Source organism: Streptomyces sp. NPDC090127, from assembly GCF_044746945.1.
Lineage (GTDB): Bacteria > Actinomycetota > Actinomycetes > Streptomycetales > Streptomycetaceae > Streptomyces.
The window spans coordinates 884720-908079 of sequence record NZ_JBIVDE010000002.1; the positions used below are offsets into that span (position 1 = coordinate 884720).

Sequence of the window (23360 nt, forward strand, 5' to 3'; positions counted from 1 at the left end):
TCTCCGCAAGGCGTTGCGCATGGATCTCAGGAGCGAGGGCAGGCAGCCGGACCGCCGGTATTACCGGCAGGGGGATTCAAAGGAACGAAAGGCCCTACCCGACGTGACCGCAGCACAACAGACCATCCATGTGGGCGGAGAGTGGCGCGCAGCCCTCTCCGGCGCCACGCGCGAGATCATCGACCCCGTCGACGCGACCGCCTTCGCGGTCGTCGCGGAGGGCGGTGTCCAGGACACCGACGACGCCGTCGCCGCGGCCCGCGCCGCGTTCGACGACGGCGCCTGGCCGCGTACGCCGGTCGCCGAGCGCGCCACCCTGCTGCGGCGGGTCGCCGCCCTCCTCGAGCGCGACCGCGAGCGGATCGGCGCCCTGGAGAGCCAGGACGCCGGGAAGACGCTGGAGGAGGGGCGCGTCGACGTCGACTGCGTCCGCGACGCCTTCCTCTACTTCGCCGACCTCGTGGCGAACGAGGACGGCCGACGGGTCGTCGACGCCGGTTCGGACGAGATCCGCAGTGTCGTCGTGCACGAGCCGGTCGGCGTCTGCGCCTTGATCACGCCGTGGAACTACCCGCTCCTCCAGGCCAGTTGGAAGATCGCGCCGGCCCTCGCCGCGGGCAACACCTTCGTGATCAAGCCCAGCGAGATCACCCCGCTGTCCACCGTCGTCCTGGTCGAACTGCTCCTGGAGGCCGGCCTGCCGCTCGGCGCCGCGAACATCGTCACCGGCCCCGGCGACACGGTGGGCGCCCGGCTCGCCGACCACCCCGACGTGGACCTCGTCTCCTTCACGGGTGGTCTCGTCAGCGGGACGAAGGTCGCCAGGGCCGCGGCCGACAGTGTGAAGAAGGTCGCCCTCGAACTCGGCGGCAAGAACCCCAACGTCGTCTTCGCCGACGCCTGTTCGACGCCCGAGGGCTTCGACACCGCCGTCGACCAGGCGCTCAACGCCGCCTTCATCCACAGCGGCCAGGTCTGCTCCGCCGGCTCCCGCCTCATCATCGAGGAGTCGCTGCGGTCCCGTTTCGTCACCGAGCTGGCCCGGCGCGCCGAACTGATCCGCCTCGGGCGCGGCACCGACGCCGGCGTCGAATGCGGTCCGCTGGTCTCCGCCGCGCAGGTGGCGCGGACCGAGGAGTACGTGGCCTCCGCCCTCGGCGAGGGCGCGGTCCTGCGCGCGGGCGGCGAACGGCCGGCCGGCCCCGGCTACTTCTTCCGGCCCACGGTCCTGGACCACTGTCACCGCCGTATGCGGGTCGTCCGCGAAGAGATCTTCGGCCCCGTCCTCACCGTGGAGACCTTCCGCACCGAGGAGGAGGCGATCGCCCTCGCCAACGACACCGAGTACGGCCTCGCCGGAGCGGTGTGGACCTCCGACGAGAGCCGCGCGCAGCGGGTCGCGGCCCTGTTGCGCCACGGCACGGTCTGGATCAACGACTTCCACCCGTACCTGCCCCAGGCCGAATGGGGCGGCTTCGGCAAGTCCGGCATCGGGCGCGAGCTCGGCCCGAGCGGCCTCGCCGAGTACCGCGAGGCCAAGCACGTCTACCAGAACCTCGCCCCGCGCCCGGTGCGCTGGTTCGCGGGCGAGAAGCCGGAGGGCCAGGCATGAGCGAGCAGCACGTGTACGACTACGTCGTCGTCGGCGGTGGCACCGCCGGTTCGGTGATCGCCTCCCGGCTGACGGAGGACCCCGACGTCACGGTCGCCGTCATCGAGGGCGGCCCCAGTGACGTCGGCCGCGACGAGGTCCTCACCCTGCGCCGCTGGATGGGCCTGCTCGGTGGGGAGCTGGACTACGACTACCCCACCACCGCGCAGCCGCGGGGCAACTCGCACATCCGTCACAGCCGGGCCCGGGTGCTGGGCGGCTGTTCCTCGCACAACACCCTCATCGCCTTCAAGCCGCTGCCCTCCGACTGGGACGAGTGGGCCGACGCGGGCGCGGAGGGCTGGGACGCGGCGGCCATGGACCCGTACTTCGCCCGGCTGCGCAACAACATCGTCCCCGTCGGCGAGGCCGACCGGAACGCGATCGCCCGGGACTTCGTCGACGCGGCGCAGAGCGCGCTCGGCGTCCCGCGCGTGGAGGGTTTCAACAAGAGCGCGTTCCACGAGGGCGTCGGCTTCTTCGACCTCGCGTACCACCCGGAGAACAACAAGCGGTCGTCCGCCTCGGTGGCCTATCTGCACCCGTTCCTGGACCGGCCGAACCTGCACATCGCCCTGGAGACCTGGGCGTTCCGGCTGGAGCTCGAAGGAACTCGCGCCACCGGCGTACACATCCGCACGAAGGAGGGCACGGAGCACGTCGTCCGCGCCCGGCGTGAGGTCCTGGTGTGCGCGGGAGCCGTGGACACCCCGCGGCTGCTGCTGCACTCCGGCATCGGTCCGCGCGCCGACCTGGAGAAGCTCGGCATCCCCGTCGTGCACGACCTGCCGGGTGTCGGGGAGAACCTGCTCGACCACCCCGAGTCGGTCATCGTGTGGGAGACCCACGGTCCGATCCCGGAGAACTCGGCGATGGACTCCGACGCGGGTCTCTTCGTGCGCCGGGACCCGGAGGCCGAGGGGCCGGACCTGATGTTCCACTTCTACCAGATCCCGTTCACGGACAATCCCGAGCGCCTGGGCTACCAACGGCCCGCGCACGGCGTCTCGATGACGCCGAACATCCCCAAGCCGCGCAGTCGCGGCCGGCTCTACCTGACGAGCGCGGACCCCGAGGTCAAACCGGCCCTGGACTTCCGGTACTTCACCGACGAGGACGACTACGACGGCCGGACCCTCGTGGACGGGATCCGCATCGCCCGGCAGATCGCGGCGAGCGAGCCGCTGGCCGGCTGGCTGAAGCGCGAGGTCTGTCCGGGGCCCGAAATCACCTCCGACGAGGAACTCAGCGCCTACGCCCGTCACGTCGCGCACACCGTCTACCACCCGGCCGGCACCTGCCGGATGGGTGCGGCCGACGACGAACTCGCCGTCGTCGACCCCGATCTCAAGATCCGGGGCCTGCACGGCATCCGGATCGCCGACGCGTCCGTCTTCCCGACCATGACCGCCGTCAACCCGATGATCGGCGTCCTCATGGTCGGCGAGAAATGCGCCGACCTGCTGGGAGGCACCACACGATGAACAGCACCCCGCCGCACCCCACGAACCCGTCCGCGCCGTCCGTCTTCTCCGTCCGCGACCTGTGGAAGGTCTTCGGTCCGAAGGCCGGCCGCGTGCCCGCCGACCCGGAGCTCGGCGCCCTCGGCACGACCGAGCTGCGCGAGCGGACCGGCTGCACCGCCGCCGTCCGCGATGTCTCCTTCGACGTCCGCAAGGGCGAGGTCTTCGTCGTCATGGGCCTGTCGGGCTCGGGCAAGTCGACGCTCGTCCGCTGCCTGACCCGGCTCATCGAGCCGACCTCGGGCACGATCTCCATCGACGGCGAGGACGTGCTGTCCATGGACGCCGGCCGGCTGCGCGAACTGCGCCGGCACCGGGCGGCGATGGTCTTCCAGCACTTCGGGCTCCTGCCGCACCGGACAGTGCTCGACAACGTCGCCTACGGCCTGGAGATCCAGGGCGTCGGACGCGGCGAACGGCGCGAGCGGGCGGCGGAGTTCATCACCAAGGTCGGTCTGGACGGCATGGAGCACCGCAGGCCGAGCCAGCTCTCCGGTGGTCAGCAGCAGCGGGTCGGCCTGGCCCGCGCGCTCGCCGTGGACCCCGAAGTCCTGCTGTTCGACGAGCCGTTCAGCGCGCTGGACCCGCTCATCCGGCGGGACATGCAGGAGGAGGTCGTCCGCCTGCACCGGGAGGAGGGCCGCACGATGGTCTTCATCACGCACGACCTGAGCGAGGCTCTCAAGCTCGGCGACCGCATCGCGCTGATGCGCGACGGCCGCGTCGTCCAGCTGGGCACGCCCGAGGAGATCGTGGGCTCCCCCGCCGACGAGTACGTCAGGGACTTCGTCCGGGACGTGCCGCGCGAACAGGTGCTGACCGTCCGCTCGGCGATGCGTCCGGCGCTCGCCGGCGAGCGCGAGACCGGCCCTTCGCTCGCGCCGAGCGCCACCGTCCACGAGGCCATCGAGGCCGTCGCCCGTACGGGTGAGAACGCGCGGGTCGTCGAGGACGGGCGGTGTCTCGGCGTGGTCGACCATGCCGGGCTCCTCGGTGTCGTCGCCGGGGTCCCGGCCTCGGCGGCGAAGGCGGTGGCCTGATGTACTCCCCTACGACCTGGCCGCCGCCGTGTGCCACGGCCACGCCCGCGAACCCGGGGCGGTGGGGCCGATGACCACCACCGTCACCCCCGCCTCCCCCACCCGTACCTCCGTCGGCGACGCCGGTTCCGGTGCGCTGCGCACGCTCGCGCGCCACCGCGGCCGGCTGATCGGCGCCGGAACCGCCGCCGCACTGCTGCTCGGCGCCTTCCTCCTCGGCGGCGGCGGCTGGCCGGCGTCGCTCGCCGTCGACCTGTCCGGTCCGCTCGGGCGCACCAGCGACTGGATCATCGACAACCGTGACAGCCACCCGCTGTTCCTCTACTTCCTCGGGCACGTCAGCAATGTCGTGGTCGTCTCCGTCCGCGCGGTGTACCTCGTGCTGCTCGCCCTCGGCTGGGCCGGCGTCACCGCCGCCGCCGGGCTGGTGGCCTGGCGGGTGGCGGGCGTCCGGCTGGCGCTGACCTCCGTCGCCGCGTTCGCCGTGTGCGGGCTGCTCGGCATGTGGGTGCCCACCATGCAGACGCTGGCCCTGATGGTGGTCGCCGTCACCGCGTCCGTTTTGCTCGGCGGTCTCCTCGGCCTGGCCGCGGGCCTGTCCGACCGGATGCACCGGGTCCTGCGCCCGGTCCTCGACACCATGCAGGTGCTGCCGGCCTTCGCGTACCTGCTGCCCGTCGTCCTGGTCTTCGGCATCGGCGTGCCCGCGGCCGTCCTCGCCACCGTCGTCTACGCCGCCCCGCCCATGGCCCGGCTCACCGCGCTCGGACTGCGCGGCGCGGACGCCGGCGTCATGGAGGCCGCCGCCTCGCTCGGCGCGACCGGGCGGCAGCGGCTGCTGACGGCCCGGCTGCCGCTGGCCCGCAAGGAGCTGCTGCTCGGCGTCAACCAGTCGATCATGATGGCGCTCGGCATGGCCGTGATCGCCTCCGTCATCGGCGCGGGCGGCCTCGGCGACCAGGTCTACCAGGCGCTGGCCTCCGTCGACGTCGGCGCCGCACTCGCCGCCGGGGTGCCGATCGTGCTGCTCGCCATCGTCCTGGACCGGGTCACCGCCGCGGCCGGCGAGCGGATCGGCGCGGCTCCGGCCCGCCGTGCCCGGCTCGGCTGGGCCGTCGCCCTCGGGGCGACCGCCGTCGTCGCCGTCGCGGGACGGCTGTCCGACCGGCTCTCCTGGCCGGACGCGTGGACGGTGGAGATCGCCGGGCCCGTCAACGGGGCGGTCGACTGGATGACCGCCCACCTCTACTCCGGTGTCCCCCTCGTCGGCGGAACCGCCGACTGGGCCGGCCGGTTCACCACCTGGGTCCTCAACCCGCTGCGTGACGGCCTGCACTGGCTGCCGTGGTGGGCGGTCCTGCTGACCCTGGGCGCGCTCGCCCTGCTCATCGGCACCTGGCGGACCGCCGCGACCGCTGTCCTCGCGATGGCCGCGATCGGCGTGCTCGGCGTCTGGGACCCGGCGCTCGACACGCTGTCCCAGGTCGTGGCCGCCGTCGCCGTCACGCTGCTGCTCGGCGTCGCGCTCGGGGTCGCCGCGGCCCGCGGCGACCGTCTGGGGCGCGCGCTGCGTCCGGTGCTCGACGTCTTCCAGACGATGCCGCAGTTCGTGTACCTGATCCCCGTGGTCGCCCTGTTCGGTGTCGGCCGCGCTCCGGCGGTCGCCGCCGCCGTGGTCTACGCGCTGCCCGCGGTCGTACGGATCACGGCCCAGGGCGTCCGCGGGGTGGACCCCTCCGCGCTGGAGTCCTCGCGCTCGCTGGGCGCGACCGGCCGCCAGCAGCTCTTCCAGGTCCAACTGCCGCTGGCCCGCCCCGCGCTGCTGCTGGCCGTCAACCAGGGTGTGGTCCTCGTCCTCGCCGTGGTCGTCATCGGCGGCCTGGTGGGCGGTGGCGCGCTCGGGTACGACGCCGTCTTCGGCCTCGCCCAGGGCGACCTGGCGACCGGTCTGGTCGCGGGCGCGGCGATCGTCTGCCTCGGCCTGATGCTCGACCGCGTCACCCAGCCGACGGCCCGCCGCGACCTCACCGGAAAGGGGGCCTGAGATGGCTCGCACACGCTTCGCACTCGGCGGCGCCGCCCTCGCGACCGCCGTCGCCCTGACGGCCCTCACCGGCTGCGGCGCCGCCGACATGACCCGCCAGGCCTCCCCGTACGCCGACGCGAAGGGCTCCCGCACGGTGACCCTGTCGGTGCAGTCCTGGGTGGGCGCGCAGGCCAACGTGGCCGTAGCGCAGTACCTCCTGGAGCACGAGCTCGGCTACCGGGTGGACACCGTCCAGATCGACGAGGTGCCGGCCTGGGACGCGCTCAGCCAGGGGCGGGTGGACGCCATCCTGGAGGACTGGGGCCACCCCGAGCAGGAGAAGCGGTACATCGACGACAAGGGGACGATCGCGCGCGGCGGCGACCTCGGGGTGACCGGTCACATCGGCTGGTTCGTCCCGACGTACTTCGCCGAGAAGCACCCGGACGTCACCGACTGGAAGAACCTCGACAAGTACGCCGACGAGTTCCGCACCGCGGAGAGCGGCGGCAAGGGCCAGCTGCTCGACGGCTCCCCCTCCTACGTGACGAACGACAAGGCGCTGGTGAAGAACCTCGACCTCGACTACCAGGTCGTGTTCGCGGGCTCCGAGGCGGCGCAGATCACCCAGATCAAGCAGTTCGCCAAGGAGAAGAAGCCGTTCCTGAGTTACTGGTACAAGCCCCAGTGGCTCTTCGAGAAGGTCCCGATGACGGAGGTGAAGCTGCCGGCCTACACGGAGGGCTGCGACACCGACCCGGAGAAGGTCGCCTGCGCCTACCCCCACACCCCGCTCCAGAAGTTCCTCAACTCCCGCTTCGCGGAGGGCGGGGGCGACGCGGCCGCGTTCCTGAAGAAGTTCCGCTGGACGACCGACATGCAGAACGACGTCGCCCTGATGATCGCGGAACAGAAGCTGGCCCCCGAGGAAGCGGCGGCCCGCTGGGTGAAGGAGAACAAGTCCACCTGGCAGGCCTGGCTCCCGTCCTGACCTGGAAACGCGCCAGAGGCCGTACCGGACACGTCCGGTACGGCCTCTGGCGTCGCACTCGCCCCGAAACACCGAAAAGGCCGTGTCGAATCCCTTCGACACGGCCTCCGACCTGCGTTTCCGCACAGTCGGGACGACAGGATTTGAACCTGCGACCCCTTGACCCCCAGTCAAGTGCGCTACCAAGCTGCGCCACGTCCCGGTGCCCGTCTGACCTGGGGTTTCCCCCGGCCGAACGCGCATGAGAACAATACCGCACTTACCCGGGTGGTCACGAACCGCTGTGCGGCTTGACCTCAAGTCCGCTTGAGGTTGCACGGTGGGTGCCATGACGAACACGGACATCGACCGGCTCCACGGGCTCATGGGCCTGATGACCGGGGACGAGAAGCACTCGCCCGCCGCCACCTCCACCCTCGACGCGCTCTGGGTGCTCTACGACCGGGTGCTGCGGGTGACGCCCGAGACCGTCGAGCGGGCGGACCGGGACCGGTTCCTGCTCTCCAAGGGGCACGGACCTATGGCGTACTACGCCGTCCTGGCCGCCAAGGGGTTCTTCCCCGAGGAACTGCTCGCGGGCTTCGGGTCGTACGACTCGCCCCTCGGGCACCACCCCGACCGGACCCGGGTGCCGGGTGCCGAGATCGGCAGCGGGTCGCTGGGGCACGGGCTGCCGCTGGCCGTGGGGAGCGCGCTCGGACTGGGGGCGCGGGGGATCACCGAGGCGCGGGTGTGGGTGCTCATCGGGGACGCCGAGCTGGACGAGGGCAGCAACCACGAGGCCCTCGCCTACGCCGGCCCCGCCGGTCTGGAGCGGCTCCACACGGTGGTGATCGACAACGGCTCCGCGACCTACGGCTGGCCCGGCGGGATCGCCTCGCGGTTCGAGGCCGCCGGATGGTCCGCCGAGACCGTCGACGGGCGGGATCACGAGGCGCTGTACGCCGCCTTCACCGCACCCCACCCCGGGCGGCCGCGCGTCGTCGTCGCCCGCGTCGAGCCCAAGAACGCCTGACCGGCCCCCTGAGAACCGCCCCTCCCCCGCCGTAAGGAGCTTCCCTCATGGACACCATGCGTGACCGTTTCATCGCCACCACCGGCCGACTGCTCGACGAGGACCCGCGCCTCGCGGTCGTGCTCGCCGAGATCAGCAGGGACGGATTCGGCGAGGCCGAGCGACGGCACCCGGACCGGGTGATCAACGTCGGCATCCGGGAGCAGTTGCTGGTCGGTGTGGGCGGCGGGCTGGCGCTGGCCGGGATGCGTCCGGTGCTGCACACCTTCGCGAGCTTCCTGGTCGAGCGGCCCTTCGAGCAGGTCAAGCTGGACTTCGGCCACCAGGGTGTGGGCGGCGTGCTGGTGAGCGCGGGCGCGTCGTACGACTGGCCGGCCGGCGGGCTGACCCATATGGCGCCCGGCGACGTGGCCCTGCTCGACACCCTCGACGGCTGGACGATCCACGTCCCCGGCCACCCGGACGAGGCGGAGGCCCTGCTGCGACAGGCCGTCAAGGGCGACGACCTCGTCTACGTCCGGCTCTCCGTGCAGTCCAACGCCGCCGCCCGCCCCGTCTCCCCCGGCTTCAGCACGGTCCGCGAGGGGCGCGCCGGCGTGGTCGTCGCCGTGGGGCCGCTGCTGGACCACGTGCTCGCGGCGACCGAGGGCCTGGACGTGACCGTCCTCCACGCCACCACCGTCCGCCCCTTCGACGCCGCCGCCCTGCGCCGCGCGGTGGACTCGGCGCGCCCGGACGTCGTCCTCGTCGAGCCCTACCTCGCCGGCACCTCGACCGCCGCCGCCAACGACGCCCTCGCCGCGCTCCCCCACCGGGTCCTCGGGCTGGGTGTCGCCCGCCGGGAGCTGCGCAGGTACGGCACGATGGAGGAGCACCTCGTGGGGCAGGGCCTCGACCCGGCCGGGCTGCGCGAGCGCGTTTCGGCCTTCCTCGGCGACCGGCCCCGCTGAGTCAGTCCCCGCCCGGAGGGACGCCCACCGCCGGAAACCGCGCCAACAGGCGGCGTGCGTAAGCGCCGGAGCGCGCGCCCCTCACTCCCCGTGACGCGCCCCGGCGCCGCCGCGCACACCTGTACGCCGCCCCGCGCCCTCCTTCGCGAGGGTTCACGCGCGTCCGGGCCCGCCGTTCCGGCCCTGTCGACACTTCGGGACTCTTGGGGGATACCGCCCCTGTGGTGAACAGGTGGCCTATGGGGCGACGCGACCCCCCACACCGCCATATGCCCTCGAATGGTTTGCCCTTGGCATGTGGCAGAAAGATGCCCACGGGGAATGCCCTGAGGACCGGCACGAACAGGCCAACTCCGCTCGAATCACAGTCAGTTGCTGGCGTCAACCACTCCGGTTTCAGACAAACTCGGTGGCGATATTGCTCCGCCCCAGAAAGATCAACACCATGAAGTGTCGGCCTGTTCGGGACGGGGCCACTGCCGATGCACCACCTGCTCGAACAATCGATCGAGCGGGCGATTCGCAGGGGAGGGACTCGCGTGGACAGCTACTTCAGCAGTCGACTTCATCATCAACTCCGAGCGACCGTGAGGGACTTCGCGGAGCGCGAGGTTCGGCCACGAATAGCCGAGATGGAAGCCTCACGGACCGTGCACCACGAACTGTCCCGGCTGATCTGCGAGCAGGGGTGGCTGGGCGCCACCATCGGCCAGGAGTACGGCGGCATGGGCGCCGGCCACCTGGCCAAGACCATCATCATCGAGGAGCTCTCCCGCGTCAGCGGCGCGATGGGCGCCATGGTGCAGGCCTCCCAGCTGGGCACCGCGAAGATCGTCCACTTCGGCAGCGACGAGCAGCGCAAGACCTGGCTTCCGGCCATCGCCGCCGGCGAGTGCCTGCCGACCATCGCGGTCACCGAGCCGGACTCGGGCGGGCATGTCCTCGGCATGACCGCGAGCGCGGTCCGCGACGGAGACGACTACATCCTCAACGGCAGCAAGGTGTACGTGGGCAACAGCCACGTCGGCGATCTGCACGGTGTGGTGGTCAGGACCGGCCCCGGGTCGAAGGGGCTGACGGCCTTCCTGGTCGAATCCGATCGCCCGGGGTTCAGGACCGGCCCCCAGCAGCCGGCCATGGGACTGCACGGCTTCAGCTTCGGCGAACTCGTCTTCGAGAACTGCCGCGTTCCGGCGTCCAACCGGCTCGGTGACGAGGGCGACGGCCTGTCCGTCGCGTACTCCTCCAGCGTGCTGTACGGCCGGGCCAACCTCACCGCCGTCTCCCTCGGCATCCACCAGGCGATCCTGGAGGAGACCACCCGCTTCAGCGCGGAGCGCCACCGCTACGGCAAGCCGCTGCACCACCTGCCCACGGTCAAGCTGAAGCTCGGCCAGATGCAGTCGCGGCTGATGACGGCCCGGCTCGCCGCGTACCACGCCGTCCACCTGCTCGACCAAGGGCTCTCCTGCGACGCGGAGTTGATGAACGCGAAGCTGGTCAACGTGGAAGCCGCGATCGACGCCGGTCGCAACGCCATGGAGATCCACGCCGCCGCCGGGCTCTTCACCAACCGCCCGATCGAGCGCTACCTCCGCGACGCGCACCACATCTTCGCCCCGGCCGGCACCTCCGACATCCAGCTGCTGCGGCTCGCCGAGGTGGCCCTCGGCCAGGACAAGGGCAGTTGGTCCGAGAAGCTCGCGGACCTGCTCAGGCTGGAGCCCGCGCACGCATGACCGGTCACAGACACAGACGCGCCCCGGCACGGCCATGAAGCCGTCCCGGGGCGTCACCCGTTCACGAAGCGCGGCGCAGTGGGTCAGATCAGGCCTTCCTCGCGGCGGTGGATCTGCTCCACCAGCTCCGCGGCCAGCGTCTTGATCGTCTCCAGACCGGCCCGGCCCCACGGCCGCACGTCCGTGTCGACGACGCAGATCGTCCCCAGCGCTATGCCCGTACGGTCGATCAGCGGCGCGCCCATGTACGAGCGGATGCCGATCTCGTCCACGACCGGGTTCCCCGCGAACCGCGGGTAGTCGCAGACGTCCTCCAGGACGAGCGCCTTGCGGCGCACCACCACGTGCGGGCAGTAGCCGTGGTCACGGGCCATGTACCGGCCGACGTTCCCGCCGGCCGCCGCCGCGCCGAGGTCGCTGCCGGTGTGCGTGCCCTGGGGAGTGTGCAGCCCGGCGAAGAACTGCCGGTTCTCGTCGATGAAGTTGACCATCGAGTACGGGGCGCCGGTCACCTCTGCCAGCCGGTGGGCGAACTCGTCGAACGCGGGCTCCGTCCGTTCCCCGAGACCCAGCTCCCGCAGCCGCCGCACACGGGCGGGCGCCTCCTGGTCGACGGGGGTCAGCAGCAGATGACCGGTCGGGTCGTAGGTCATGACGGTGCTCCGTAGCTCGGCACGGGGGCCGGGATGGTGGTGAGCAGATGCTGGACGAGGGTGAGGAGGGTCCGGATGCCGGCGCTGGAGATCCGCGCGTCGCAGAGCACGACCGGCACCTCGGGCTTGAGGTCGAGCGCGGCCCTGACCTCGTCGGGTTCGTAGCGGTAGGCGCCGTCGAACTCGTTGACCGCGATCACGAAGCCGATGCCCCGCCGCTCGAAGAAGTCGACGGCCGAGAAGCAGTCCTGGAGGCGGCGGGTGTCGGCGAGGACGACCGCGCCGAGGGCACCCTCGGAGAGCTCGTCCCACATGAACCAGAAACGTTCCTGGCCCGGGGTGCCGAACAGGTACAGCACGTTTCTGTCGTCGAGGGTGATGCGCCCGAAGTCCATCGCGACCGTGGTCGTGGTCTTGGACTCGACCCCCTCCAGGCTGTCGGTGGCCGCGCTGACCTGGGTCAGCAGCTCTTCCGTACTCAGCGGTTCGATCTCGCTGACCGCGCCCACGAAGGTGGTCTTGCCCACGCCGAAGCCGCCCGCGACCAGGATCTTCTGGGCGATGGGGAACGGGTCGGTCGCGAAACTCTCGTGGCGCTCAGAGCCGTTGTCGTAGGCCATCGAGCACTGCCTCCAGCAAGGAACGGTCGGTTGGATTGGCGTGGAAGCGGGGCGCGCGGGCGGTCAGCGCCCCGCAGTCCACGAGATCGGAGAGCAGGACCTTGGTGACGACGGCCGGCAACCGTAAGTGCGCCGCGATCTCCGCCACCGAGGTGGGTCCGTCGCACAGCCCGAGGGCCAGGCTGTGTTCCGGACCCATATGGGGCTGCGGGGAGGAGCCGGTCGCCATCACCATGGAGAGGAGGTCGAGGGCGGTGGTCGGCTCGGTCCGGCCACCGCTGACGGTGTACGGACGGATCAGCCGGCCCGCCGCGTCGTCGAGCCAGGGGCCCTCCTGGGCGGACGCCACGCTCACTGTCCCGTGGTGCCCGACGCGCCCGCCGCCTGTCTGGCGGGAGTGACGAGATACGGCCGCACGCTCTTGACCAGCATCGCCATCTCGTAGCCGAGGACGGCGGCGTCCGCCTCACGCCCGGCGAGGACCGCCAGGCACGTGCCGGAACCGGCGGTCGAGACGAACAGCAGCGTGGAGTCCAGCTCGACCACCACCTGCCGCACCTCCCCGCCGTCGCCGAACCGCGCGCCGGCGCTGCGGCCGAGCGAGTACAGCCCCGAGGCCAGCGCGGCCATGTGGTCGGCGGCGTCCGTGTCGAGGCCGTGGACGGACTTGACGAGGCCGTCGGAGGAGAGCAGTACCGCGTTCCGCGTGTACGGGACCCGCTGGACCAGCCCGCTCAGCAGCCAGTCGAGATCCGAGGAATGGCCGTTCGGCACATTGCTCGCCATGGTGCATCTACTCCTTGTGCGCGTCACCGGGACGCAGCGGTTCTTGTCGGGACGGCTGGGATTCGGCGAGACCGATGCCGCGCTGGAACGCGGCCATCAGTCCCGGGTCGTGCAGTGCGTGCTCCTCGGTCCTGCGGGCCACCGGCTCGTCGCGCAGCTGCGGGACGAGGTGTTCCTGGGCGCGCCGCTTGGGAAGCAGGGGGCGCCCCGGGGCCTGGCCGTGCCCGGCGCTCTCCGTCTGCTGGAGGGGGAGCGCGGAGGCGGAGGGCGTGTACGCCAGGGGGCGGTGCGTCAGTTCGTCGGGCGCCGCGTGCTCCGGTCCGTGACCGGCCGAGGCCTGCGCGGATGCGGGCACGGGGGCCGGCGCGGACGGCTGCGCGAGCGGCTGCGCCGGCGGCTGTGCGGGGTGGTGCGCCGGCGGCTGTACGGGGCGGTGCGCGGGCGGCTGTACGGGGCGGTGCGCGGGCGCCGGTACGGGTGCGGTGACCGGGGCTGCCGGTGCGGCGGGGGGTGCGTGAGTGGCCTGGGGCATCGGCTGCGGCAGCGGGTGGCCCTGGGGCGTGTGCGGGAGCCGAGGTGCCGGGGGCGCCTGCTGGACCTGCTGGATCTGGGCCGTCTGGTTCTCGCTGCGCGCGAGACCCTCGGGGTCGGCGCCGAGGAGGCCCTGGGGCAGGACGAGAACGGCCTGCACGCCACCGTAGATGTTGGACTGGAGGCGTACCGCGATGCCGTGGCGGCGGGCGAGCGCGGAGACGACGAAGAGTCCGATGCGGCCGTCCTGCAGCAGGTGGGCCACGTTCACCTGGTCGGGGTCGGCGAGCAGCGCGTTCATCTTGTTCTGCTCGGTGACCGGCATGCCCAGTCCGCGGTCCTCGACCTCGATGGCGAGTCCGGCGGTGACGTACTGGGCACGCAGCAGCACCGTGGTGTGCGGTGCGGAGAAGAGCGTCGCGTTCTCGACGAGTTCGGCGAGGAGGTGGATGACGTCGGCCACGGCATGGCCCCGGAGCGTACCGTCGATCGGCGGCACCAGTTTCACGCGCGGGTACTGCTCGACCTCGGCGATGGAGGAGCGCAGCACCTCGGTCATGGTGACCGGATTCGACCACTGACGGCGGGAGATGGCGCCGCCGAGCACGGCGAGGTTCTCCGCGTGGCGGCGGATGCGGGTGGCCAGGTGGTCGACGTGGAAGAGGCCCTTGAGCAGCTCGGGGTCCTCGACCTCGTTCTCCAGCTCGTCCAGGAGCTGGATCTCGCGATGCACGAGGGACTGGAGACGGCGGGCGAGGTTGACGAAGACCTCGACCTTCTGCTCGTTGCCGACGCTGCTGGAGAGCCGGGAGGCCTGCACCACGGCGGCCACGGCGGCCTCGTGCGAGCGGTTCAACTCCTGCGCGAGCAGGTCGAACTCGTCGCCCGACGCGGCCCTCGGCGGGACGACCGGTCGGTCCGGGGCACCCTCGCCCCTGCGCAACTGTTCGACGACCGTACGCAGTTCGCTCTGGCCGCGCGCGCTGGAGCGGCGCAGGGCGTTGCAGCGGTCGAGGACGGACTTGGCCGCCCGGTCGGCGCCGAGCGCGGCCGCGGTCACGGAGGCCACCGTGAGGGCCGCGGCACCCGTCAAGGCGGCCCAGAGGCCGGGGGTGGGGCTCGCTCCGGTGGAGCGGAGGGTGAAGAGCACGGCGGCGGCGCCACCGAGTGCGACCGCGATGGCGGGAAGCACGGAGGTGCGCAGGAGTTGGGGGCGTATGCGGGCTTCGGTCGGGAGCGGCGCGGTGTGCTGCGCGGGGTTGGGAGCCCCCGCGCCGGAAGCGGAACGGGCGCCTGACCGGCCGTGCCGCCCGCCTTCACGGCGTTCGGACCGCGGTGCGGGTGCGCGAAGTTGAGACATGAGTGTCCTTGGTACGTGCCCAGGATGCGGCGTACTACGGGGGGTGTCCTACGTGGGTCTGTCGAGCCTACCGATGATCACCAACCACCCACTGTAGACGTCAACCGTTCATGTGCGGTGCGCAGTTGGCAAACTTACCCGTAGTGGCGACCCGCTCTGGTATCAGCCTTCGCACGACAGGCCGAGAAGGAATGGCCGGAAGTCGACGGGGCGCGTCGGAGGCGTGGAACGGAAGAGGGTGGAGGCGTCCTCACGCCTCCACCCTCGGTGGAATTCCGTCGTGACCGGAATCGGTTCGCGCGCACTCGCACGGGGGAGCGAACAACCCCTCTTTCGCGTGGCTCGGGAGACCCGTTCCGGCCTCGCGGCTCCGCTCCGCCGTTCACCTTCGCATTCGCGTTCGCATCGACGGGACGCGCGGGCGTTCAGCGCCTCAGCGGTCGCCGGCGAGGTCGAGGTCGGTGCCTCGCTGCTCGGCGGAGGCGGCCGGGGCCGCGGCCACCCGGTCGGGCGTGCGCCAGGCGCGGTCGAGCGGCCGGGACACCGCACGCCACCAGGGGTCCGCGGGAAGGGTGCCGCTGGGCTCGAAGGGCTCGCCCGGGCGGGGCGCGGCGACCTGCTGGCCGAGCTCCTCTCCGGCGTCACCCGTCCACTCCCCCGGCTCCGCCCACGCGTGCGGGGCCAGGTTGAAGGTGCCCCAGTGGATCGGCAGGAGCACGCCGTGCGGGCGGCCGCCCTGGAGGTCGAGGTGCGCCTGGACGCCCTCGGCGGGGGTCATGTGGATGTCGGGCCAGTACTCGCTGTACGCGCCGATCTGGATCATGGTCACGTCGAAGGGGCCGTGCGCGGCACCGATCTCCGCGAAGCCGGGGAAGTACCCGGTGTCGCCGCTGTGGTAGATCCGGTGGGCGGGGCCCTCGACGACCCAGGACGCCCAGAGGGTGTGCTGGGTGTTGCGCAGACCGCGGCCGCAGAAGTGGCGGGCGGGGGTCGCGGTCAGCCGAAGCTCGCCGACTTCGGTGGACTCGTTCCAGTCCAGCTCGCGCAGCCGCGAGGCCGGTACGCCCCAGCGCTCCAGGTGGGCGCCGACGCCCAGCGGCACCGCGAAGAGGGTGTCCGTGGTGGCGAGCGCCTTGATCGTGGGCAGGTCGAGGTGGTCGTAGTGATCGTGCGAGATCACGACGACGTCGACCGGGCCGAGCGCGGCGAGCGGCACCGGGACCGGGTGCAGACGCTTGGGACCGGCGAAGGCGAAGGGCGAGCAGCGGTCGCCCCAGACCGGGTCGAAGAGGACCCGGCGGCCGTCGATCTCCGCGAGGACGCTGGAGTGCCCCATCCAGGTGATCCGGAGACCCGAGACCGGCGGCTTGGCGAGGTCGGCCAGCGTGGTCGCGTGCACGGGGATCGCGCCGGCGGGGGCCCGGCGCGCCCGGGCCTCCTTCTGGAAGTAGATCTTCGCGAAGTCGACGGTGGACCCGGAGGGCCTCGTCCGGGCGGCCACGGGGTTCCGGAAGACACCGTCCGCGAAGTTCGGCGAACGACGGATCCGCGCGAGGCGCTCCCCCGCGGGATCGGCGCCGAAGGCCTCGGGCCGCAGGGTGCGCAGCCTGGCCCGCAGCGAATGGTCGGAGCCGGTGCCGGTCACGGGACCTCCTGATGGTCGGGGTCGTTCCATTATGGTCGGCCCGCGCCGCTCCCGGCCGGGAGTGTGCGCGATACTGAACAGTCATTCAGTAGCACGCTCGCCGCATTCCTCCGGAGACCCCCATGCGCACCGCCCCTCTGATCGCGCTGACCTGGTCGGACGACGTCACCGGCCGACAGGGTCACCTGGTGATCGACCGACTGGTGCGCGGGGTGTGCAGCGGGGGGCTGCGGATGCGCGAGGGCTGCACGGCGGCGGAGGTGGCCGGCCTCGCGCGCGGGATGACCATGAAGGAGGCCCTGCACTACGACCCGGACAGCCGGTACGTCCCGCTGGGCGGCGCCAAGGGCGGTATCGACTGCGACCCCCGCTCCCCCGAGGCGTACGGCGTGCTGGTCCGCTACCTGAAGGCGATGCGCCCGTACATCGAGCGCTTCTGGACCACGGGCGAGGACCTCGGCCTGACTCAGGAGCTGGTGGACAGGGCGGCGGCGGAGGCGGGTCTCGTCTCCTCGATCCAGGCCGTCTACCCGCTCCTGGACGACGAGGCGAGGGCCCGGCGCAGGCTCGCGGAGGCGTTCGAGGCCCAGGTGGACGGGATCGGCCTGGACGAGCTGGCGGGCGGCTGCGGGGTCGCCGAATCGGTTTTGGTGGCGCTGGAGCGGGCCGGTCACCCGTACGCCGGCACCCGGGTCTCCGTGCAGGGCTTCGGGACCATGGGCGGGGCCACCGCGCGCTTCCTGGCCCGGGCCGGGCTCTCCGTCGTGGCGGTGGCCGACGTGCGGGGCACGATCACCCACCCGGACGGGCTCGACGTCGAGGCGCTTCTCGCGGCGCGCGACGGCCACGGCACCGTGGACCGTGCCGCGCTGCGGCCAGGGGACCGGGAGGAGCCCGGCGACGCCTGGCTGGCGGCCGACGCGGAGGTGCTCGTCCCGGCCGCCGTCTCCTACGCGATCGACACCCGGAACCAGGCGGGAATCACCGCCCGGTGGATCGTGGAGGCGGCGAACATGCCCGTCCTCCCCGCGGCGGAGGAACTCCTCGCCGCGCGCGGGATCACGGTCCTGCCCGACGTGGTGGTCAACTCCGCCACCAACGCCTGGTGGTGGTGGACGCTCTTCGGTGACATCACCGGCGGCCCGGACGCGGCCTTCGCCCACATCCGCACGGCCATGCGCGCCCTGGTCGACCGGGTCCTCGACCGGGCGGAGGCGGACGGCTCGACCCCACGCGCCGCGGCCCACGGGCTGGTCGGGGAGCGGCTGACGGAGATCGCGGCGCGGTACGGCACGTACGGAAGTCGATCATGCCCGTGTCATGTTCTGTGTAGGGTGGCCGGCGTGGCGAGAGTGCGGTTGAGCGTGGCGGAACGGCGGGAAGAGCTGCTCCGGGCCGCCGTCGAGCAGATCGAGGCACGGGGCGTGGCGGCCGTCCGGATCGCCGACGTCGCCTCGGCCCTGGGGGTCAGCAACGCGCTGGTGCTCTACCACTTCTCGACCAAGGAGAAGCTCGTCGCGGAGGCGTTCGCATACGCCGCCGAGGGCGACCTCGCCCATCTGCGCCGGCTCCTGGGGCGGCGGACCACCGCCCTGCGCCGGCTGCGTGCGGCCGTCCGCTGGTACGCGCCGACCGGCCAGGCCAAGGGCTGGCGGCTCTGGATCGAGGGCTGGGCGGCCTGCCTGCGGGAGCCGGCCCTGCGCGAGGTCGCCGGTTCGCTCGACCAGCAGTGGAAGGCGGCCCTCACCCGGGTCATCGCCGAGGGTGCCGCGGCGGGCGAGTTCCCGTGCGCCGACCCGGCGGGCGCGGCCTGGCGGCTGACCGCCTTCCTGGACGGGCTCGCCGTGCAGATGACCTCGTACGCCGGGTCGCTCTCCCGCGCCGCCATGCTGGAGTGGGCCGACGCCGCCCTGGCCCGCGAACTGGGCCTGCCGTCCCTGGACCCGCAGGCACCCCCGCCGACGACATAGGGCGACGTCCCGCCGACGGACAGAGGTCGGCGCCCCCGCCGACGGCCTCAGATCAGCTCGTACACGGCCGTGAGCGTCACCTGTTCCTCGATCTCGCCGGGCGCCAGCGGCACGCCCGGGGCGTCGGAGGGCATCTCCGGTACGGCTCCGGGGCCGCCGCCGCTGCCCTCGGTCTCGGACAGCGACACGAGCCGGCCGAGCCGGTGCCCGCTGAGTCGCGCGTGCTGCACGGCCTTGTCGTACGCGTCCTGGTACGCCACCTCGCGGGCCCTGCTCCGCAGCCCCTTCCGGTCGGCGACGTCGAAGCTCACCCCGTTGACCCGGCCCGCGTTTCCGGCCGCCTCGGTGACGGCGCCGATCACCGAGCCGGCCCTGTCGACGTCGCGGACCTTCGCGGTGAAGCTCTGCGAGGCGACGTAGCCGGACACCTTGCTCTCCCCGTCGGCGCTCTGGGCGTAGACGCGGGAGACGGAGAGACCGTCCGTGCGGATGTCCCGGTCCTCGACCGACTGCTTCCGCAGCGCGTCGAGAAGCTTCTTCGCGGACCGGTTCTGGGCCTCCATCGCCTCCTTGGCGGTCTTGCCCTGCTCCTCGACGGCGACCGAGAGCACCGCGAGGTCCGGCGCCGCGGAGGCCCGACCGGTCCCCGTGACGGAGACGGTCGCCGAGGCCGCGGCCCGGCCGGCCGAGGCCACGGCGACCGGGACGGTCCCGGGCGAGGCGGCGAGCACGGGCGTCGCGGCACCCGCGAGCGTGACGGCGCCGAGCACCGCCCCCACGACCGTCGCACGGCGGAGGACACGGGCACGGGCAGGGAGGTGGTGGGGATGACGACGGGTCGTCACGAGCGGTCCCTTCGACGGGGGTCGGTGCCGGGGTCCCGGCAGCGCCCATCCCAGCACCGCCCCGCGCTCCCGCCCGGGCGCCACGGCCGCCCGGTCACCCGCTCAGGTCTGCACGAGCGGCTCGTAGGCCACCTCCGTCAGGCCGAAGGTCCACGCGACGCCCTCGCGCGCGGTCGTGGTCCGGGGCGGCACACGCAGCCAGTACGTACGGAAGGTCCCGTCCGGCTCCGGCGTCGAGTTCACCACCTCGACCATGACCACGTCCTCGTCGTCCACGAGCTCGATCCGCCAGAGCACGCCCGCCTCGTCCCGGGCCACCGGCTGCGCGCCCGATTCGGCGAGATAGCGCTCGTAGCCGTAGAACTCCAGCATCACGCGGCGCAGTTCGGCGTTCTCCTCGGCGCGTATGCGCTCCGGGGTGAGCCCGCCGAGCTCCGCGAGGAACTTCGCCGGCACGGCCATCCCCCGCCAGGCGTACAGCGCGAACCCGTCGGCGAAGGCGAGCGCCGGGCCGTCGCCCCGGTCCAGGCGTCCGGCCTCGTCCCGGTGCAGCTCGACGGGCCGCTCGCACACCACGGCGACCTTCTCGTACGGCCACCACCACCCCGCGTTCTCGGCGACCGCCGCGAGCCCGGCGAGCCGCTCGCCGCGCCCGTCGAAGGCGGCGAGCCAGGCCGCGTCGTGCTGTCCCAGAACCGCGTCGAGCAGCACCAGACGCACGGCGGAGGCCTCTCCGACCGGTCCGGACCCACCGGACGCGCCGTCGGACGTCCCGTCCCGTGCGCCCCCATGCGCTCCGTCGGACGCCCCGCCACTCCCGCCCCCGGGCGCCCCGTCGGACGCCCCGTCGGGCGTCCCGTCCCGTGTGCCCCCGGGCGCCCCGGCGAGGTCGGCGGTCACCGCCGTCCTTATCCGGTCCGCGAGGGCCCGTGTCGTGTCCCAGAGCGGCGCCCCGGTGCTCGACCACAGCGCCGTCCAGCCCCGGGGGCCGAGCTCGTCGTGGACCCTGCGGCGCTCCTCGGCCCAGGGCCGGGTGCGGACCTCGTCCCGTACCGAACGCCCCGCGTCGGTCAGTTCCCGTACGAGCGCGACGGCCGCCCGGGGTGAGTCCGCCCAGACGATCCGCTCCGGCGCCGCGAGCCCCGCCGTGGCGTAGGCGAGCCGGACGCCCTGCTCCGCCGCCGTCCGGTCGGCCGCCCCTGTGGCCGCCGCCACGGCGCGCCACCTGTCCACCGTCATCGGTGTCCCGTTCATCTCTCCCCCTGTCAGTCCGCTGTCAGTCCGCGACGATCCGGTACGCGCCCGGTGTGTACTCCCGCTGCCGCACCACGCGGTACCAGCCCTTCGGCAGCGGGATCGGGGCGTGCTCCTCGTGCACCACCCGCCCGCCCGCGGGCAGTTCGAGCAGGAACGGCCCGAACGGACCGGGCTCGCGCACCAGTCGTCCGGGCCCCGGGATCGCGTGGGCGTGCCCGGTCACCTCACCGAGCGCGAGGACGAGGCGGCCCCGCCCGTCCCGCGGCTCCCCCGCCGCGTCCTTGGCGTGCGCGGGCACCGCCGCCTCAGCGACGGGCACGATGAGCACGTCTCCCTGCCGGTACATGGCTCTCCCCTCCGTGGTGGGCACGGCGTGTGTCGACCACGTATTCGACGCTAGAGGCAGCCACTGACAACGCCCTCCGGCCGCCCCGGCGCGCGGCGTTGTCGGTGGGGCTTGGTACAACTTCTCGCGTCAGCCGATCATCACCGTCCGGTGTCTGGAGCACTCATGACCATTTCGGGAGATATGCAGGAGTTCCACGGCCTGCCCGTGTTCGCGTTCCCGGACCGTGACGCCGTCGTCGAACTGCCGGACCCGGCCTCCGTGGCCTGGCGGGTCTCCGCTCCGACGTACTGCGGACCGGACGACGAGCAGTGGGAGCAGGTCTTCGCCCGTTTCCTCGCCGACGTCGACACCCACCGGGTCCGCGCGCTGGTCGTCGGCGGCTGGGACGAGGCGTACGACACCTCTTCCGCCCCGATCGTCACCGCTCTCGTCGAGGCGGCCACGGACCGGCTGACCTCCCTGGAGGCGCTGTTTCTCGGCGAGATGACCTTCGAGGACTGCGAGATCTCGTGGATCCAGCAGTCCGACGTGACCCCGCTCCTCGCCGCCTATCCCCGGCTGCGGGAGCTGGGCGTGCGGGGCGGGACGGGGCTCGCCTTCCCGGCCGTCCGGCACTCCGCGCTGCGCACGCTGGTGGTGGAGTCCGGCGGTCTCGGCGCCGAGGTCGTGCGGGGTATCGCGGGCAGTGACCTGCCCGCGCTGGAGAAGCTGGACCTGTGGCTCGGCACGGACGAGTACGGCGGCGACTCCTCGGTCGACGACCTGGCGCCGGTCCTCGCCGGTACCGGCTTCCCCGCGCTGCGCGATCTCGCGCTGCGCAACAGCGTCATCCAGGACGAGATCGCCGCCGCCGTGGCCGGTGCCCCGGTGGTCGCCCGGCTCGACCGGCTCGACCTGTCGATGGGCACGCTCACCGACGAGGGCGCCGAGGCGCTGCTCGTCGGCCAGCCGCTCACGCACCTCACGCACCTCGACCTCTCCCACCACTACCTCAGCGAGAAGATGAGCGAGCGGATCGTCGACGCCCTCACGCCGTACGGCGTGACGGTGGACGTCGACGACGCGCAGGAGCCGGAGGACGACGGCGACGGCGAGGTCTTCCGGTACGTCGCGGTCGCGGAATGATCCCGTCCCCGCCCCTCGGGCATCCGCCGGAGGAGCCCGCGCGCCCACGGTTCGTCGTGGTCGGCAATCCGGCCAACCGCCGGGTCACGTACTTCCGCGACGCGGTGCGGGCGGCCGGGCTGCCCGAGGCGCGGGTCGAGCCCTGGCTCGACGTGCTGCGGGGCGGGGGACGGTTCCACCCCGGTGAGACGGTCCGGCTGGAGTCGCCCGGCGAGGAACCGGAGGTCGAGCGACTGCTGCGCGGCACCGACGACCCGACCCGGGTCGAGGGCACCGGCCGCTGGTACGAGGCGTTCACGGCCGCCACTGCGCGCCTCGCCCGGACCGTCCGCGAGGCGGGGGCCGTCCTGGTCGACGACCCCGCCGAGCCGGCGGTCCTCTTCGACAAGCGGCTCGCCCACGCCCGGCTGCGCGAGGCCGGGGTCCCGGTGCCGGACTCGCCGACGTCCGGCCCGGCCGGCCCGCCCGTGCGGGGCTGGGCGGACGTCCGCGCCCTGATGGCGGCCGGGGGGCTGCCCCGGGCCTTCGTGAAGCTGGCGCACGGTTCGTCCGCCTCCGGGGTCCTGGCCGTGGAGACGAACGGCTCCGGGCGCGTGCAGGCCACCACCTCGGTGGAGCGGACCCCGGACGGGCGCCTCTTCAACTCCCTGCGGGTGCGCCGCTACACGACCGAGCGCGAGGTCGCCACGATCGTGGACGCGCTCGCCCCCGACGGGCTGCACATCGAGCGCTGGCTGCCGAAGGCGGTCCAGCAGGGCCGGGCGGCCGACCTGCGGGTGGTCGTGATCGACGGGCGCGCCACCCACGCCGTCGTCCGGACCAGCCGCTCCCCGATGACCAACCTCCACCTCGGCGGCGCGCGGGGCGACCTGGGCGCCGTGCGCGCGGCGATCTCGGCGGCGGGCGGACGGTGGGCGGACGCGCTGGAGGTGTGCGAGCGGGCGGCCGACGCCTTCCCGGGCACGCGGTGCGTCGGGATCGATCTGCTGCCGGCGGTGGGCTGGCGGCGTTTCGCCGTCGGCGAGGTCAACGCCTTCGGCGACCTCCTCCCCGGACTCACCGGCCTGCCGGGCAGCGGCGCCGAAGGCCGGGACACCTACGCCGCGCAGGTCGCCGCGCTCCTGCGCGGCACCCCCACACGCACCAGAACACACACAGGCACCCCCCGCACCACTAGCACTCCTCGCACCGCACGCACCCCCCGCACCACTAGCACTGCACGCACCACCCGCACCACTCACACCACTCGCACCACTCGCACCACAGGAACGAGCACCACGTGAA

General features: G+C 72.8%; 20 protein-coding genes, 1 tRNA gene and 1 pseudogene. 12 read left to right on the forward strand and 10 right to left on the reverse strand.

Going from position 1 to position 23360, the window contains the following annotated elements; translation table 11 throughout:
• The first annotated feature begins 103 nt into the window (after positions 1-103).
• From ACIPPS_RS09495 to ACIPPS_RS09515, 5 genes are all read left to right on the forward strand, one after another.
• Positions 104-1612, forward strand: coding sequence for an aldehyde dehydrogenase family protein (locus ACIPPS_RS09495; protein ID WP_401428846.1), 1509 nt, complete (start codon positions 104-106; stop codon positions 1610-1612).
• Positions 1609-3135 (forward strand): GMC family oxidoreductase, encoded by a 1527-nt coding sequence (locus ACIPPS_RS09500; protein ID WP_401428848.1) that lies wholly within the window; start codon positions 1609-1611, stop codon positions 3133-3135. Before ACIPPS_RS09495 ends, ACIPPS_RS09500 begins: the two co-directional genes overlap by 4 nt.
• Positions 3132-4214: a glycine betaine/L-proline ABC transporter ATP-binding protein gene (locus tag ACIPPS_RS09505; protein WP_401428851.1), complete on the forward strand. Its 1083-nt coding sequence runs from the start codon at positions 3132-3134 to the stop codon at positions 4212-4214. The genes ACIPPS_RS09500 and ACIPPS_RS09505 overlap by 4 nt, the downstream gene beginning before the upstream one ends.
• Positions 4215-4284: 70 nt before the next feature.
• A complete protein-coding gene (locus ACIPPS_RS09510) occupies positions 4285-6258 on the forward strand; it encodes an ABC transporter permease subunit (RefSeq protein ID WP_401428853.1) in 1974 nt (657 codons plus the stop codon).
• A 1-nt stretch (position 6259) separates the two neighbouring features.
• Complete coding sequence (locus ACIPPS_RS09515; protein ID WP_401428856.1) at positions 6260-7231, forward strand: ABC transporter substrate-binding protein; 972 nt, start codon at positions 6260-6262, stop codon at positions 7229-7231.
• Positions 7232-7359: 128 nt separating this feature from the next.
• Here the strand turns inward: ACIPPS_RS09515 and ACIPPS_RS09520 are convergent.
• Positions 7360-7433: transfer RNA gene (locus ACIPPS_RS09520), tRNA-Pro, on the reverse strand.
• A 126-nt stretch (positions 7434-7559) separates the two neighbouring features.
• Here ACIPPS_RS09520 and ACIPPS_RS09525 point away from each other — a divergent pair.
• The 3 genes from ACIPPS_RS09525 (at position 7560) to ACIPPS_RS09535 (ending at position 10935) form a co-directional block, all read left to right on the forward strand.
• A complete protein-coding gene (locus ACIPPS_RS09525; RefSeq protein ID WP_401428858.1) occupies positions 7560-8246 on the forward strand; it encodes a transketolase in 687 nt (228 codons plus the stop codon).
• Between the two features lie 47 nt (positions 8247-8293).
• Positions 8294-9196, forward strand: a complete 903-nt coding sequence (locus ACIPPS_RS09530) for a transketolase family protein (protein ID WP_401428861.1) — start codon at positions 8294-8296, stop codon at positions 9194-9196.
• 539 nt (positions 9197-9735) lie between these two features.
• Positions 9736-10935 (forward strand): acyl-CoA dehydrogenase family protein, encoded by a 1200-nt coding sequence (locus ACIPPS_RS09535; protein WP_401428863.1) that lies wholly within the window; start codon positions 9736-9738, stop codon positions 10933-10935.
• 83 nt (positions 10936-11018) lie between these two features.
• Here ACIPPS_RS09535 and ACIPPS_RS09540 read toward each other — a convergent pair whose 3' ends face one another.
• The 6 genes from ACIPPS_RS09540 to ACIPPS_RS09565 all read right to left on the reverse strand — a co-directional run bounded on the left by ACIPPS_RS09540 (position 11019) and on the right by ACIPPS_RS09565 (position 16530).
• A complete protein-coding gene (locus ACIPPS_RS09540; protein WP_401428865.1) occupies positions 11019-11588 on the reverse strand; it encodes a GAF domain-containing protein in 570 nt (189 codons plus the stop codon).
• Positions 11585-12208 carry a GTP-binding protein gene (locus tag ACIPPS_RS09545; protein ID WP_401428868.1) on the reverse strand — a complete coding sequence of 208 codons (624 nt, stop codon included), beginning with the start codon at positions 12206-12208 and terminating at the stop codon, positions 11585-11587. The genes ACIPPS_RS09540 and ACIPPS_RS09545 overlap by 4 nt, the downstream gene beginning before the upstream one ends.
• Positions 12186-12557 carry a DUF742 domain-containing protein gene (locus tag ACIPPS_RS09550; protein ID WP_401428871.1) on the reverse strand — a complete coding sequence of 124 codons (372 nt, stop codon included), beginning with the start codon at positions 12555-12557 and terminating at the stop codon, positions 12186-12188. The genes ACIPPS_RS09545 and ACIPPS_RS09550 overlap by 23 nt, the downstream gene beginning before the upstream one ends.
• 2 nt (positions 12558-12559) lie before the next feature.
• Positions 12560-12994 (reverse strand): roadblock/LC7 domain-containing protein, encoded by a 435-nt coding sequence (locus tag ACIPPS_RS09555; protein ID WP_401428873.1) that lies wholly within the window; start codon positions 12992-12994, stop codon positions 12560-12562.
• 7 nt (positions 12995-13001) lie between these two features.
• On the reverse strand, positions 13002-14885 hold the full coding sequence (locus ACIPPS_RS09560; protein WP_401428876.1) for an ATP-binding protein: 1884 nt from the start codon (positions 14883-14885) through the stop codon (positions 13002-13004).
• A gap of 433 nt (positions 14886-15318) precedes the next feature.
• Entirely contained in the window at positions 15319-16530 is a 1212-nt protein-coding gene (locus ACIPPS_RS09565; protein ID WP_401428879.1) for an MBL fold metallo-hydrolase, read from the reverse strand.
• Positions 16531-16652: 122 nt separating this feature from the next.
• On the opposite strand from ACIPPS_RS09565, the pseudogene ACIPPS_RS09570 reads away from it, so the two are divergent.
• Together ACIPPS_RS09570 and ACIPPS_RS09575 are read left to right on the forward strand one after the other, a co-directional pair.
• Positions 16653-17828, forward strand: a pseudogene (locus ACIPPS_RS09570) (Glu/Leu/Phe/Val dehydrogenase dimerization domain-containing protein); the annotation flags it as partial.
• A gap of 45 nt (positions 17829-17873) precedes the next feature.
• Entirely contained in the window at positions 17874-18500 is a 627-nt protein-coding gene (locus ACIPPS_RS09575; protein ID WP_401429558.1) for a TetR/AcrR family transcriptional regulator, read from the forward strand.
• Positions 18501-18547: 47 nt separating this feature from the next.
• On the opposite strand, the gene ACIPPS_RS09580 is transcribed toward ACIPPS_RS09575, so the two are convergent.
• The 3 genes from ACIPPS_RS09580 to ACIPPS_RS09590 form a co-directional block, all read right to left on the reverse strand.
• Positions 18548-19345, reverse strand: a complete 798-nt coding sequence (locus tag ACIPPS_RS09580) for an SIMPL domain-containing protein (RefSeq protein WP_401428881.1) — start codon at positions 19343-19345, stop codon at positions 18548-18550.
• 102 nt (positions 19346-19447) lie between these two features.
• A complete protein-coding gene (locus tag ACIPPS_RS09585; protein WP_401428883.1) occupies positions 19448-20599 on the reverse strand; it encodes a DUF6745 domain-containing protein in 1152 nt (383 codons plus the stop codon).
• 22 nt (positions 20600-20621) lie between these two features.
• Complete coding sequence (locus tag ACIPPS_RS09590) at positions 20622-20948, reverse strand: hypothetical protein (protein WP_401428885.1); 327 nt, start codon at positions 20946-20948, stop codon at positions 20622-20624.
• Between the two features lie 165 nt (positions 20949-21113).
• On the opposite strand from ACIPPS_RS09590, the gene ACIPPS_RS09595 reads away from it, so the two are divergent.
• On the forward strand, positions 21114-22076 hold the full coding sequence (locus ACIPPS_RS09595) for an STM4015 family protein (RefSeq protein ID WP_401428887.1): 963 nt from the start codon (positions 21114-21116) through the stop codon (positions 22074-22076).
• Positions 22073-23359: an STM4014 family protein gene (locus ACIPPS_RS09600; RefSeq protein ID WP_401428889.1), complete on the forward strand. Its 1287-nt coding sequence runs from the start codon at positions 22073-22075 to the stop codon at positions 23357-23359. Before ACIPPS_RS09595 ends, ACIPPS_RS09600 begins: the two co-directional genes overlap by 4 nt.
• Position 23360: the final 1 nt, after the last annotated feature.

Bases quoted from the DNA above. Each gene is read 5' to 3' on its own strand.
- ACIPPS_RS09585 (WP_401428883.1), bottom strand. From the start codon at position 20,599: ATGAACGGGACACCGATGACGGTGGACAGGTGGCGCGCCGTGGCGGCG.
- ACIPPS_RS09540 (WP_401428865.1), bottom strand. From the start codon at position 11,588: ATGACCTACGACCCGACCGGTCATCTGCTGCTGACCCCCGTCGACCAG.
- ACIPPS_RS09560 (WP_401428876.1), bottom strand. From the start codon at position 14,885: ATGTCTCAACTTCGCGCACCCGCACCGCGGTCCGAACGCCGTGAAGGC.
- ACIPPS_RS09600 (WP_401428889.1), top strand. From the start codon at position 22,073: ATGATCCCGTCCCCGCCCCTCGGGCATCCGCCGGAGGAGCCCGCGCGC.
- ACIPPS_RS09500 (WP_401428848.1), top strand. From the start codon at position 1,609: ATGAGCGAGCAGCACGTGTACGACTACGTCGTCGTCGGCGGTGGCACC.
- ACIPPS_RS09595 (WP_401428887.1), top strand. From the start codon at position 21,114: ATGACCATTTCGGGAGATATGCAGGAGTTCCACGGCCTGCCCGTGTTC.
- ACIPPS_RS09525 (WP_401428858.1), top strand. From the start codon at position 7,560: ATGACGAACACGGACATCGACCGGCTCCACGGGCTCATGGGCCTGATG.
- ACIPPS_RS09530 (WP_401428861.1), top strand. From the start codon at position 8,294: ATGGACACCATGCGTGACCGTTTCATCGCCACCACCGGCCGACTGCTC.
- ACIPPS_RS09515 (WP_401428856.1), top strand. From the start codon at position 6,260: ATGGCTCGCACACGCTTCGCACTCGGCGGCGCCGCCCTCGCGACCGCC.
- ACIPPS_RS09545 (WP_401428868.1), bottom strand. From the start codon at position 12,208: ATGGCCTACGACAACGGCTCTGAGCGCCACGAGAGTTTCGCGACCGAC.
- ACIPPS_RS09505 (WP_401428851.1), top strand. From the start codon at position 3,132: ATGAACAGCACCCCGCCGCACCCCACGAACCCGTCCGCGCCGTCCGTC.
- ACIPPS_RS09510 (WP_401428853.1), top strand. From the start codon at position 4,285: ATGACCACCACCGTCACCCCCGCCTCCCCCACCCGTACCTCCGTCGGC.
- ACIPPS_RS09555 (WP_401428873.1), bottom strand. From the start codon at position 12,994: ATGGCGAGCAATGTGCCGAACGGCCATTCCTCGGATCTCGACTGGCTG.
- ACIPPS_RS09590 (WP_401428885.1), bottom strand. From the start codon at position 20,948: ATGTACCGGCAGGGAGACGTGCTCATCGTGCCCGTCGCTGAGGCGGCG.